The 12,980-nt window shown below is 70.8% G+C and carries 10 protein-coding genes; 1 reads left to right on the forward strand and 9 read right to left on the reverse strand.

Features of this window, described 5'->3' with window-relative positions; genetic code table 11:
- Nucleotide 1: 1 nt before the first annotated feature.
- From ABD648_RS14605 to ABD648_RS14615, 3 genes are all read right to left on the reverse strand, one after another.
- The gene (locus tag ABD648_RS14605; RefSeq protein ID WP_282215681.1) at nt 2-589 is read right to left on the reverse strand and encodes a nitroreductase family protein; all 588 of its coding nucleotides are present in this window, start codon (nt 587-589) and stop codon (nt 2-4) included.
- Between the two features lie 84 nt (nt 590-673).
- Nucleotides 674-2,158 (reverse strand): glycosyltransferase, encoded by a 1,485-nt coding sequence (locus ABD648_RS14610; protein WP_282215682.1) that lies wholly within the window; start codon nt 2,156-2,158, stop codon nt 674-676.
- Nucleotides 2,159-2,239: 81 nt separating this feature from the next.
- Nucleotides 2,240-3,157 carry a LysR substrate-binding domain-containing protein gene (locus ABD648_RS14615; protein ID WP_282215683.1) on the reverse strand — a complete coding sequence of 306 codons (918 nt, stop codon included), beginning with the start codon at nt 3,155-3,157 and terminating at the stop codon, nt 2,240-2,242.
- 132 nt (nt 3,158-3,289) lie between these two features.
- On the opposite strand from ABD648_RS14615, the gene ABD648_RS14620 reads away from it, so the two are divergent.
- The gene (locus ABD648_RS14620; RefSeq protein ID WP_282215684.1) at nt 3,290-6,790 is read left to right on the forward strand and encodes a bifunctional proline dehydrogenase/L-glutamate gamma-semialdehyde dehydrogenase; all 3,501 of its coding nucleotides are present in this window, start codon (nt 3,290-3,292) and stop codon (nt 6,788-6,790) included.
- Nucleotides 6,791-6,950: 160 nt separating this feature from the next.
- On the opposite strand, the gene ABD648_RS14625 is transcribed toward ABD648_RS14620, so the two are convergent.
- From ABD648_RS14625 to ABD648_RS14650, 6 genes are all read right to left on the reverse strand, one after another.
- The gene (locus ABD648_RS14625; RefSeq protein WP_425561711.1) at nt 6,951-8,090 is read right to left on the reverse strand and encodes an ABC transporter permease; all 1,140 of its coding nucleotides are present in this window, start codon (nt 8,088-8,090) and stop codon (nt 6,951-6,953) included.
- Complete coding sequence (locus ABD648_RS14630) at nt 8,087-8,980, reverse strand: ABC transporter ATP-binding protein (RefSeq protein ID WP_282215685.1); 894 nt, start codon at nt 8,978-8,980, stop codon at nt 8,087-8,089. The genes ABD648_RS14625 and ABD648_RS14630 overlap by 4 nt, the downstream gene beginning before the upstream one ends.
- A gap of 120 nt (nt 8,981-9,100) precedes the next feature.
- Nucleotides 9,101-10,294 (reverse strand): benzoate/H(+) symporter BenE family transporter, encoded by a 1,194-nt coding sequence (locus ABD648_RS14635; RefSeq protein WP_282215686.1) that lies wholly within the window; start codon nt 10,292-10,294, stop codon nt 9,101-9,103.
- Nucleotides 10,295-10,304: 10 nt separating this feature from the next.
- A complete protein-coding gene (locus ABD648_RS14640) occupies nt 10,305-10,877 on the reverse strand; it encodes a class I SAM-dependent methyltransferase (RefSeq protein WP_282215687.1) in 573 nt (190 codons plus the stop codon).
- Between the two features lie 70 nt (nt 10,878-10,947).
- Nucleotides 10,948-11,625, reverse strand: coding sequence for a response regulator (locus ABD648_RS14645; RefSeq protein WP_282215688.1), 678 nt, complete (start codon nt 11,623-11,625; stop codon nt 10,948-10,950).
- A complete protein-coding gene (locus tag ABD648_RS14650; protein WP_282215689.1) occupies nt 11,622-12,887 on the reverse strand; it encodes a sensor histidine kinase in 1,266 nt (421 codons plus the stop codon). The genes ABD648_RS14645 and ABD648_RS14650 overlap by 4 nt, the downstream gene beginning before the upstream one ends.
- Nucleotides 12,888-12,980 lie beyond the last annotated feature (93 nt).

Consider the following 12,980-nt stretch of genomic DNA (forward strand, 5'->3'; position numbering starts at 1 on the left):
ATCAGGCGCTGAGCAGGACCGTCTCGTCGATCGGACGGCGCACGCGCGGGGCGACCTCACGCTGCTGCAGGACCTCGGGGAGGCTCTCGACGTCGCCGAACTCGCCGACGGCGATGACGGTCATCGGCACGAAGCGGGCCTCGAGGTCGGCGAACTCGCGCACGGCCTCGGCGTCGAAGCCGCTCATCTGGTGCACGACGAGACCGTCGTGGTGGGCCTGCACGGAGAAGTGGGCCACGGCCTGACCGAGGTCGTAGACGGCGTGGGTGATCGGCGTGCCGTCGGCTGCCGCGGTCTCGGCGATCGCGACGACGAGGACGCCCGCGTTGCCGGCCCATGTCTGGTTGAAGCCCATCAGCGCGTTCACGACCTGGGCATGCAGGGCGGTGCCCCGGCGGGCGACGATGAAGCGCCACGGCTGGGAGTTGTTCGCGGACGGGCTCCAGCGGGCGGCCTCGAGCGCGGTGGCGAGCTTGGCCTCGTCGATCGCGTTCTGCGCGTCGTAGGCGCGGGGGCTCCAGCGCCCGGCCAGGACGTCGAGGACGGGGTGCTCGGTCGGCGCGGTGCGATCGATGACGGGAGTGCTCACGGTGATGCCTTTCGAAAAGGAGTCGATCGGACTCCGTCGTCCGGCTTACAGAAGTCAGAACACATGTATGCGCATGTATATTCCTCAGCGACCGAGTGTCCAGAGGACCTTTCGACGCAGGATGCCGGCGCGCCGCCGCAGACGCACCGAGAGAGGCTGGTCACGTGCGGCGGCGAGGAGCTTGGCGTCGTAGGCCGCGCGCAGCTCTCGCGACCAGCGGCTCGTCACCGCCGCGTCCGAGAACTCGGCGGCCTTGGCGATCGCGCGCCGACGCATGCCCTCGATCTGCGCGGGCGGCATCGACTGCAGTTCGACGATCCGCCGCGCCATGGCATCGATGTCCCCCTCCGGGATGAGGAAGCCGTCGACGCCGTCGCGGATCATGTCTGCCGGGCCGTAACGGATGTCGTAGGCGATCGGGATGCATCCGGCGGCCATGCTCTCGACGAGCACGAGCGGCAGACCCTCCGAGGTGGACGTCAGCAGGCTGAAGCTGGCGGTGCGGAACGACAGGCGCGCGGCCGGATCGTGACCGCGCAGGCGCACATCATCCTCGACGCCGAGTCGGCGGATGCGCCGCCGGATCACGGCTTCGCGCGGACCCTCGCCGAAGATGTCCGCCTCGACCCGCGGATCCGCGGCGTGCGCGGCGGCGATCGCCTCCACGGCATGGGTGAGGCGCTTGCGGGTGTTCAAGGAGGCCACGACGACGCCGTGCCCGGCCTCGCGGGCGATGTCGACGTCCGTGGGAAGGTCCACGCCGTTCGGGATCGTGCGTATCCTCGCCTCGACGCCGACGAGGTCGTCCGCGAGATCCGCCTGCTGCCGGGTGGTGAGCACGACGATCGCGTCGAACTCGCCCGCGCGGCGCATGACGTACTCGCGCGTCGGCCGCAGCTCTCCCGCCCGCCCGCCCTGGCGGTGCGAGGCGTGGACGATGTGGACGGTCGTGACGTTGTCTCGCCGGTAGCCGGCGACCGACCGTGCCGCCGTCTTCGAGTCGACCAGGAGGAAGCTCGGCTTGCCGCCGGTGAGCCGGTCGAACCACCAGCGGTACAGTCCCCAGCTCGTCTTCCACGATCGGATCGGGGTGCCGTCGACGGCGTACAGCACGATCTTCCGCTCAGCGTCCGAGCGCTCGGTGGCGAGCAGCGAGCCGTCGCGGCGGAACCGGTCGACCGCGACGAGCCTGCCGTCCGCACCGCGCCGCACCCGGCTCAGGACCGTGCCGCCGTGCGACGCCACGACGTCGCCGTCTTCGGGGCGCAGCAGCTCCGGGACCGGCGGCATCGCTCCGCGCGGGGCGGGCAGCTTCTCCCGCAGCTCGTCCCAGAGATTGCGGATCCTCAGTCCGTCGATGAGCTCACCCGACGCGCGGAGGCGCTCCGCGTACTCCGGGTAGTCGGGGCGGTCGTCCAGCGTGAGGATGTCGACATCCACCCCGCCGATCTCCCGGAAGGAGCGCGAGCGGCGCAGCATGGCGGCCGTCATCCCGCCGTGCTGGTCCGCGAAACCCCACGTCAGGGCGAAATACCGTGCGGGTGGGAGACGGAGCGGGGAGCGGAGCACTCGAGCAACGATAGGCCTGCTGTCGTGGCGGCGACTGTGCGTCGGCTGTGTTCCTGCCGAGGAGCGGGGAGCGGATGCCGGCTACTCCGGCAGGTTGTGCGAGGCCGCATCCGCGAGGGCGCTGCGGACGGCCCTGATCGACGGCGCCGCGGCCGACACCCGCCGTGCCGAGGAGAAGATCTCGCGACGCGGGTCTTCGGGCAGTGGCGTCAGGTCGACCGTCGGGGTGTCGCCCGCCCACACGAGCTCGGGCAGCAGGCCGACCGCGAGGCCGGCATGGATCAGACGTACATGGGCGGTGAGGTCGGCGATCTCGAAGCGCACGTCGGGCTCGAAACCCGCGGTGCGGCAGAGCTGCTCGGCCCAGGCGCGAGAGGCCGTGCCCTCCGGCTCGAGCACCCAGGGCTCGTCACGCGTGGACCACAGGGCGGCGACGGCATCCGTGCGTTCCGCACTCGTCGCGCTGCCGGGTCGGCGGGCCAGGGCGATCGCGTCGTGGGCCAGCAGCACGCGGTCGAGGTCGGCGTGGATCGGCCGTGTGCGCCCCGGGTACTGCTCGGCGAGGATCAGGTCGAAGTCGCGACTAGAGACGCCGACGAGGCCGGTCTCGGGGTCGCTCTCGGTGACCTGCACACGCAACGCCGGGTGTCGATCCTTGAGCGCCTCGAGCGCCTGGGGGAGGAGCGAGTGGGCGGTCGACTGGAACACGGCGATGTGCACCGTGCCGGTGACCTCGGTGAGCGATTCCGCGACCGCGACCTCGGCGTGCTCCAGCTGGTCGAGGATGCCGATGGCCTGGGCGACGAGCACGCTCCCCTGCGGTGTGAACTGCACTCCGCGGCCCACGCGGCGCAGCAGAGGGACGCCGACGTCGCGCTCCAGGGCGCTGAGCTGCTGCGATACCGAGGCCTTGCTGTAGGACAAGGCGTCGGCGACGGCGGAGAGCGTGCCGCGGCGGGAGAGCTCCACCAGCATCCGCAGACGATTGACGTCGAGCATGGCCGATCCGTTCGTTCAGCTTGAGTGAACAGAATTCACGCAATTCGGTTGATAGACGGAGCCTACCGAGCGGATGGACAATGATCCAGCCGCACACGACCCCGGGTGTGCGCTCACTCCGGAAGGCCCGCCATGACCGTCGACGTCGACACCGCCCCGCGCACCGATACCCCGCGTACCGAAGAGGTGGCCGCCCTCGTGCAGCGCTGGCTCGCCGAGAGCGAGTCCTACCCCGTCGAGCCCGCCGCCCAGCGGCTGTCCGAGGTGCTCAAGGATCCGAACGGCCTGGCCTTCACCGTCGGCTTCGTCGACGGCGTGATGCGTCCCGAGGATCTGCGCGTCGCCGGTCGCAAGCTCGCCGAGATCTCGGAGATCACCCCGACCCTGCTGCCCGGCTACCTGCGGGCCGCCATCAAGACCGGCGGATTCTGGGCGCCGAAGCTCCCCGGAATCGTCGTCCCGATCTCGCGCCGCGTGCTGCGCGCGATGGTCGGGCACCTCGTGCTCGACGCGACTCCCTCGAAGCTCGGTCCCGCGATCGCGAAGCTGCGCAAGACCGGCAACCGGCTCAACCTGAACCTCCTCGGCGAGGCTGTGCTCGGCGAACGCGAGGCAGGCCGCCGCCTGCAGGGAACCAGCGACTTCCTCGCCCGCAACGACGTCGACTACGTGTCGATCAAGGTGTCGAGCGTCGTCAGCCAGCTGTCGATGTGGTCGTTCGACGAGGCGGTGGCGGATGTCGTCGCCAAGCTCACCCCGCTGTACCAGCTCGCGGCGCGCTCGGAGGCTGCGGGCAAGGCGAAGTTCATCAACCTCGACATGGAGGAGTACCGCGACCTCGACCTGACGATCGCGGCGTTCACGAGCATCCTCGACCAGCCGGGGCTGGAGAACCTCGAGGCCGGCATCGTGCTGCAGGCCTACCTGCCCGACGCGCTCGGAGCCATGCAGCACCTGCAGGAGTGGGCCACGGCCCGCCGAGCCAAGGGCGGAGCGCCGATCAAGGTGCGCGTCGTGAAGGGTGCCAACCTCGCGATGGAAGAGGTCGACGCCGCGATCCACGGCTGGCCGCTCGCGACCTACGGCACGAAGCAGGACTCCGACACCAACTACAAGCGGGTGCTGGACTGGGCGATGACGCCGGAGCGCCTGGATGCCGTGCGCATCGGCGTCGCGGGGCACAACCTCTTCGACATCGCCTACACCTGGCTGCTCGCGCAGGCGCGCGGCGTGGCCGGCCCTTCGACAGGCTCAGGGACCCAGGCCGACGCGGAGCCCCTCGTCGAGTACGAGATGCTGCTCGGCATGGCGACCGGTCAGGCCGCGGCCGTCCGCAAGGACGTCGGACGCCTCCTCCTCTACACGCCGGTCGTCAACCCGGCCGAGTTCGACGTCGCGATCGCGTACCTCGTGCGCCGTCTCGAGGAGAACGCGAGCCCGGAGAACTTCATGTCCGCCGTGTTCGAGCTCGCCTCGAACCCGACTCTGCTCACGCGCGAGCGGGAGCGGTTCGAACGCTCGCTCGCGGGTCTCGAGGCCGACCGCTCGGTGCCGGCATCCCACCGCGTGCAGAACCGGCAGGCGGAGGACGCAGCCGAAGCCGGCACCACCGGCTTCGACAATCAGCCCGACACCGACCCCGCTCTCGCCGCCAACCGCACCTGGGGCCGCGAGATCCTCGGCCGGTCGGTGAGCTCGACTCTGGGTCTCGACACCATCGCGATCGCCAAGGTCGAGACGGATGCCGAGCTCGACGATGTCTTCGCCGCCGCGACCGCCGCCGCCGAGAGGTGGGCGGCTCGGCCCGCCGCCGAGCGCGCCGCCGTGCTGCACCGTGCCGGCGACGAGCTCGCGGCCCGCCGCGGTCAGCTGATCGAGATCATGGCCCACGAGGCCGGCAAGACGATCGCCGAAGCCGATCCGGAGATCAGCGAGGCGATCGACTTCGCGCACTACTACGCCGAGCGCGCGCTCGACCTCGAGGCCGTCTCGGGTGCCGAGTTCGTGCCGTCGAAGGTCACGGTCGTCACGCCGCCGTGGAACTTCCCGGTCGCGATCCCCGCCGGCGGTGTGCTCGCCGGTCTGGCCTCGGGCTCGGGCGTCATCATCAAGCCGGCCAAGCTCACGCAGCGCTGCGGCGCCGTCATGGTCGAGGCGCTGTGGGCGGCCGGCGTGCCGCGCGACCTGCTCGCGCTCGTCGATCTGGCGTCGCGAGACCTGGGTACGCGTCTGGTCGCGAGCCCCGCGGTCGACCGGGTGATCCTCACGGGGGCCTACGAGACGGCGCAGCTGTTCCGTTCCTTCCGCTCCGACCTCCCGCTGCTCGCCGAGACCAGTGGCAAGAACGCGATCATCGTCACGCCGTCGGCCGACCTCGACCTGGCCGCGGCCGATGTCGCCAAGAGCGCGTTCGGGCACGCGGGGCAGAAGTGCTCCGCCGCCTCCCTCGTGATCCTCGTCGGGTCGGTCGCCGAGTCGAAGCGGTTCGAGCGTCAGCTCGTGGATGCCGTGAGGTCGATGCGCGTGGGCCTGCCCGACGATCCCGCCACCCAGATGGGACCGATCATCGAGCCCGCGTCCGGGAAGCTCCTCACCGCGCTCACGAAGCTGGAGAAGGGCGAGCGCTGGCTCGTCGAGCCGCGCAAGCTCGACGCCGAGGGCAAGCAGTGGACCCCCGGTGTGAAGACCGGGGTGCGCGAGGGCTCGTACTTCCACCTGACCGAGTTCTTCGGCCCGGTCCTCGGCGTGATGCACGCGAAGGACCTCGACGAGGCCATCCGTCTGCAGAACGCGGTGGACTACGGTCTCACGGCAGGACTCCACTCGCTCGACTCCGACGAGGTCTCGACCTGGCTCGACCGTGTCGAGGCGGGCAACCTCTACGTGAACCGCGGCATCACCGGCGCGATCGTGCAGCGCCAGCCGTTCGGCGGCTGGAAGCGCTCCGCGGTGGGTGCCGGCGCCAAGGCCGGCGGACCGAACTACCTCTTCGGCCTGGGCGAGTGGGTCTCGGCCGAGCTCCCGGCAGCGGCGGCGGACGCGGCCGTCCTGCCGGCGGTCGACGCCCTCCTCGCGGCCGCCACCCCCGACCTGGACCCCGTCGAGTCCGCCTGGGTGCATCGCGCCGCGGCATCCGACGAGCGGGCCTGGGTCGACGAGTTCGGCGCCGTGACCGACAAGTCGGGCCTCGGGGTCGAGCGCAACCTCTTCCGCTACCGTCCGGTCGCGGTCGACGTGCGCATCGCGGAGCAGGCGCCTCTGGTCGACGGCATCCGCGTGCTCGCCGCGGCGCTCCGCAGCGGAAGCCCGTTCACGGTGTCGGCACCCGCGCTGCCCTCGCGCGTCGAGAAGACGCTGCGCGCGCACGGCGTGACCGTGAAGCACGAGACGGATGCCGCATGGACGAAGCGCTACGCCAAGGCGCAGCGCTCCTGGCAGCGCCTGCGGCTCGTCGGCGGCGACGCGTCGGCTCTGTTCGATGCCCTGGACGGCAGCCCGGATGTCGCCGTCTGGTCGCACGCCGTCACGGGTGCGGGTCGCGTCGAGATCCTGCCCTTCCTGCACGAGCAGGCCGTGTCGATCACGAACCACCGCTTCGGCAACCCGACCACGCTCACGGACGGCGTGATCTGACGGCAGCCCGGCCGGGTCCCCCTCGCCGACACAAGTTCGGAGGCAGCCCGGCCGACTCCCGTCCGCCGACACAAGTTCGGAGATTGATCGCCACACGGCGTCAGACAGGCGGATGCCGCGGCGTGTCGGCCGCGGCATCCGAAGTCGTGTCGGGAGGGAGTCAGCCGCGCAGGGCCTCGCCGAGCTTGACGCGGGATCCCATCTTGAGGAGCGAGTTCTCGTAGATCTTCGCGCCGATCACGATCGCCGCCACGCAGCTCGCGAGCAGGATCACCAGGGACAGCAGGGGCTCCCACCACTGCGCCTCGCCGACGAACAGCCGCATCGGCATCCCGACCGGAGCCGAGAACGGCACGTACGACATGATCGTCAGCACCAGCGGGTTGTCGTTGAAGATGATGACCAGCACGTACGGCGCCATGATGAGCATCGTGATCGGGGTCGTGGTCGAACCGATGTCCTCCTGACGCGACACCATCGAGGCCGCCGCCGCGAACAGGGCGGCGAGCAGGATGAACCCGAACAGGAAGAACACCGCGAACCAGATGATGGGCGACCCGAGCGTGGAGAGCACCTCGCGCTGACCCGTGACGATCAGGCCGATCGTGGCGATCGCCGCGAGCGCGAGGATCTGCCCCATCGCGAGGATCGTGTTGCCGATCACCTTGCCAGCCAGCAGCGTGCGGGCAGGGATGGCCGACAGCAGCACCTCGACCACGCGGGTCTGCTTCTCCTCGACGATGCTCTGGGCGATCGTGCCGCCGAAGGTGGCCGCGGCGCCCATGAACACGATGCCGAAGGCGATCGCGATGAAGTAGCGCAGCAGAGGGTTGGCGGTCGCCGGTTCCAGGATCTGGACCTCGGGCGCCTGCGACAGCGCCGCGACGAGGTCGCCCGGCGCATCCTTCAGCGCGACGATCGTGAAGTCGGAGGCGCCGGTGCCCGGAAGCACGGCGGCGTCGACCTTCTCGTCGCGGACGAGCTTCTCGGCCTCGGCCTGATCGGAGACCTCGGTGACCGTGACGTTCGGCAGCGCCGAGACGGCGGCGGAGGTCTGCGACGTGACGGCGACCGGCATCGTCTCGGTGGCGGCGTTCTTGCTCGCGAATCCGCCGATCACGATGCCGGCGAGAGCCAGCAGCAGCAGGATGCCGGTAGAGATGAGGAAGGCCTTGCTGCGGAGCTTGGAACCGATCTCCCGCTCGGCGACGAGCCAGATGCCGTTCGCGACGGTGGGTGTGCCGTGGGTCCCTGAGTTCTGGGACCCTGAGCTTGTCGAAGGGCTGGTGGGAGTGCTCACTGGATGACCTCCTTGAAGATCTGCGCGAGGGACGGATGCTTGGGGGCGAAGCTCGCGACGTCTCCGCGCTCCACGGCGGAGCGCAGCACGCGCTGCGCGGTCTCGGGTCCGTCGGCGTCGAAGAGCGCGTAGCCGCCCTCGAAGTCGACGACCGTGACACCCGGTTCGGTGCGCAGCCAGCCGGCGTCGCCCGTGGAGACGAGTTCGTAGCGGTCGCGGGCGTGCTCGGCGCGGAGGCCGTCGCGGGAGCCGGAGGCGCGGACCGTTCCGCCGGCGAGGATCACCAGGTCGTCGCACAGGCGCTCGACGACATCGAGCTGATGCGAGGAGAAGAGGATCGACGCGCCCTTCGCCGCGCTCGCCTGCAGGACGCCGGCGACCACGTCGACCGCGAGCGGGTCGAGGCCCGAGAACGGCTCGTCGAGGATCAGCACCTCGGGGTCGTGCACCAGCGATGCGGCGATCTGCGCGCGCTGCTGGTTGCCGAGCGAGAGCGACTCGATCGTGTCGTTCAGCCGCTCGCCCAGGCCCAGCTCGGTGAGCAGCTCGGTCGCGCGCGCCGTCGACTCGGCCTTGCCGTAGCCGTGCAGGCGGGCCAGATACACGATCTGCTCGAGCACCTTCATCTTCGGATAGAGCCCGCGCTCCTCCGGCATGTAGCCGAAAAGGCGGCGGTCGGCGGCGGTCAGGGGCGCGCCGTCGAGGTCGACGGTGCCGCCGTCGGACGAGAGCAGCCCGAGGACGATCCGCATCGTGGTGGTCTTGCCGGCGCCGTTGCCGCCGACGAAACCGGTCAGCCGCCCGGGCGAGACCGTGAAGGACACGTCATCGAGCACTCGCCGCGAGCCGTAGCTCTTGGTGATGCCCGCGAGTTCGAGTTTGCCTGTCATGCCTCCACGCTAGGGACAGGCGGATGCCGGGACATCCCCCGCGCGGCGGACAGTCGGATGTCATCCCGACGGCGGATCGCGGTCAGCGCTGTGGCCTGGGTCCCTGAGCTTGTCGAAGGGTCACCCCTTTGGTCTGGGGCCCTGAGCTCGTCGAAGGGTGAGTACCGCGCGCACGACCAGCCCGGCGACGAGCGCCCAGAAGGCGGCGCTGACGCCGAGCACCGAGATGCCGGATGCCGCGACGAGGAAGGTCACGACGGCGGGGATCCGCTCGCCCGGGTCGTCGATGGCCTGCTGCACGGCGGCGCCGAACGCGGCTAACAGCGCGAGGCCGGCCACGGCGGGGATCACCGCCTCGGGTGCGAGCGTCACCAGGGCGGCGAAGGCGGCCGAGAAGCCGCCGAGCACGAGGTAGGACGCCCCGGTCGAGACACCGGCGAGCCAGCGGCGCTTCGGGTCGGGGTCGGCATCCGGAGACGCGGCGAGAGCCGCACTGATGGCGGCGAGGTTGATCGCATGGCCGCCCGCGGTGGCGCCGAGCGCGGTGCCGAGCCCGGTCACGAGCATCGCCGGACGCCAGGGCACCTCGTATCCGAAGCTGCGCATGATCGCGATGCCCGGCACGTTCTGAGACGCCATGGTCACGATGAACAGCGGCAGCGCGAGGCCGACGAGCGCGCCGATCGTGAACGTCGGCGCGGTGAGCTCGACGTGCGGCAGCAGGACGGCCGGATCGAACGCCGCCTTCTCCCCGACCAGCGACACGGCGACCACGACGGCTGCGGCGACGAACGCGAGGGGCACGGCCCAGCGCGGCGCGAGGCGCGCGAACATCAGCCAGGTGAGCACGACGGGGACGACGCCCCACGGGTTCGCGACGATGCCGGTGATCGGAGCGAGGCAGAGGGGCAGGAGAACGCCGGCGAGCATCGCCTGCGCGATCGACGGCGGGATGCGGGCGATGAGCGCGCCGAGCGTGGGCCAGAGCGCCGTCAGCAGGATCAGCGCGGCCGTGACGAGGAACGCGCCGACCGCCGCCGACCATCCTCCTTCGACGGCGCCGGTCGCCGCGAGCAGCGCCGCACCGGGAGTGGACCACGCGACGGTGATCGGCATCCGATAGCGCCACGCGAGCACGATGCAGGCGAGCCCCATGGTGAGGCTGACCGCGAGCAGCCCGCTCGCCGCCTGCGCGGGCGTCGCCCCGACCGCGTCGAGTCCGGTCAGCACGACAGCGAACGAGCTGGTGAACCCGACCAGCGCGGTCACCACGCCCGCCAGGATCGGGCGGGACAGGGGAGCGGCGCCGGGCATGCGTACGAGGTTATCGCGGAGGGTCGGCGACAGCGCCGTCTGCCTCCGCGGTCGGCTTCGTCCAGGACAGCAGGTAGCGGTAGTAGAGGCCGCGTCTGAGCTGTGCGCCGGGGAGCGACTCGCGAGCGATGGCACGGATATCCGCCACACTCTCCGTGGATTCTGCCGTGGGAACGCCGATGTCGCGCGACTCCCGGTGGAGCATCGATCCGAGCCGCACCCAGGGCAGCGCGAAGGCCGAGAGCATCCAGTCCGTGAACGTCCGATTGGCGGCCAGACCGACGATGAGCAGCTTCCCGCCGGGGCGGAGGAGCGCCCTGGCCTTCGCCAGCGACGATCGCGTGTCCATGTGGTGGAGCGCGGCGACGAAGGTGATGACGTCGAAGAGGCGGTCGCCGGCGTCGAAGGCCAGGAAGTCGGATCTCGTGACGGACGCGTTCGGCGTGTGCATCAGACGAGCACTCGCGCGCTCGGCCGCTCCCGGGTCGGGCTCGATTCCCGTCACCGTGGCGCACAGAGGCGCGAGCCTCTGCAGCAGCAGTCCCTCGCCGCATCCCACATCGAGCACATCGGGTGCGCGCATGCCGGACACCTTCCCGATGATCCACGGGTGGTACGCGGTGTTGTGATTCCAGTACTCGACCACGGTCGCCTCAGGCGAGACCCATCCGATGCGCCAGCACGACGGCCTGAACCCGGTCGCGCGCGCCCAGCTTCTGCAGGATGCGGGAGACGTGCGTCTTCACCGTGGCCTCGCCGATGAACAGCGCGGTCGCGATCTCGGCGTTGGTGCGCGCGTCGGCGAGCAGAGCGAGTACCTCCGCCTCGCGGTCGGTGAGCGGCTCGGCCAGCGGGGTCGCGCTCCGAGGTCGTGCGGGCGCGGGCGCCAGGGAGGATGCTCCGGCGAACCGCGCCAGCACCCGGCGCGTGACCTCGGGCGCCAGCATCCCGTCGCCGGCGGCCAGGGCGCGCACGGCGGCGATCAGGTCCTCTGCGGCGGCGTTCTTCAGCAGGAAGCCGCTGGCTCCGGCATCCAGCGCCTGATAGAGGTAGTCGTCTTGGTCGAACGTGGTGACGATCGCGATCGCCGCTCCGACGGCGGGATCGGCGACGATCCGACGGGTCGCCTCGATGCCGTCCATGTCGGGCATCTGCACGTCCATCGTGATGACGTCGGGGAGGAGGGCGGATGCCTGGGCGACGGCCTCGGCCCCCGTCGCCGCTTCGCCGACCACCGTGATGTCGGGCTGGATGTCGAGGATCGTGCGGAAGCCCGCGCGCAGCATCGAGTGGTCGTCGACGAGGAGGACGCGGATCTGCGGGTCTGTCATCGGGTGCTCCTCGCATCGGCCGTCGCCGGCAGGGGCACGCGGGCGCGCACCCGCAGACCGCCGAGGGGGCGTGGGGTCACCTCGAGGCTGCCTCCGGATGCCGCGGCGCGCTCGCGCATGCCGAGCTGACCGAGGCCGGGTCGCAGCTGGGCGACCGCGCGTCCGGTGTTCACGATCTCGACCTCGACGCCGTCCTCGTCGTAGCGCACGCGCACGTCGGCCGTGGCTCCGGCGCCCGCGTGGCGGCGGGCGTTCGTGAGCGACTCCTGCGCGATGCGGTACAGGTTCACGGCGATGAGCGAGGGGACGGCGGCGGGCTCCCCGATCACGGCGTACTCGGTCGGAAGGCCGGCATCGGTCGACGCGGCCGCGAGCTCGGCGATGTCATCGAGCGTGAGAGTGGATGCCGGTTCGGCCGTGTCGCCGCCGGGGGTGCGCAGCGTCTCGAGCAGCTGCCGCAGCTCGCTGATGGCGTCGCGCGCCGACCCCTCGACGCCGGCGAGGATGCGCGCGGACTGCGCCGGATCCTGGTCGATCACGAGTCGCGCGGCCCCCGCCTGCACGCCCATGACCGATACGTGATGCGCGACGACGTCGTGCAGCTCGCGGGCGATGCGCACCCTGTCGAGCGCGACCGCCTGCGCCGCGGTGACCTCGCGCTCGCGCTCCAGCTCGCTCGTGCGCTGCTCGAGCACCTCGCGTTCGGCCGCCGAGTGCCAGGCGCGCTCGCCGAAGTAGTACGCCCCGCCGAAGTAGAGCGCGTTCAACAGGATCTGGATCATCATGAAGGCGATGTAGGGCGAGAAGGCGCCCGCGACGACATCGGCCTCGTCGGCCTGCTTGATCGCCTCGTAGTACATCGTGATCAGCAGCCAGGCGAACATGCCGACGATGATCGCGATGCGCACGATCATGGCGCGACGGCGGTCGTTCATCCACGCGCCCACCGAGTACAGGCCGATGAACATCGCGATGTTGCCGACGTAGAGCTCGGGGATCTTCACGGTCACCGCGACGAAGTAGGCCGTCGCGGTGACGACCGCGACGATGCCGGGCCAGCGGCGGCGGAACGCGAGCGGTGCGGTGACGACCACGGCGTAGACGACGGCCGTCCACAGTTCGGCCTGCTGATCGCCGTAGATCTGAGCGATCGACGAGAGCCCGGCGCTCAGGACGGCGCCGACGAACAGCACGCCGGCGAGCAGCAGATCGCTGCGGTGCTCTCGGGCGGTCGGCGTGCGGGTGAAGGGGACGGCGGGCATCCTCCCACCGTATGGGGGAGCGGATGCCGTGGCATCCCCCGCGCGGCGGATCCGGTAAGCCCATCGACAGCGCGGCAGAGGGTGCGTAGCGTT

This window comes from Microbacterium luteolum (genome assembly GCF_039533965.1).
GTDB classification, from domain to species: Bacteria; Actinomycetota; Actinomycetes; order Actinomycetales; family Microbacteriaceae; genus Microbacterium; species Microbacterium luteolum.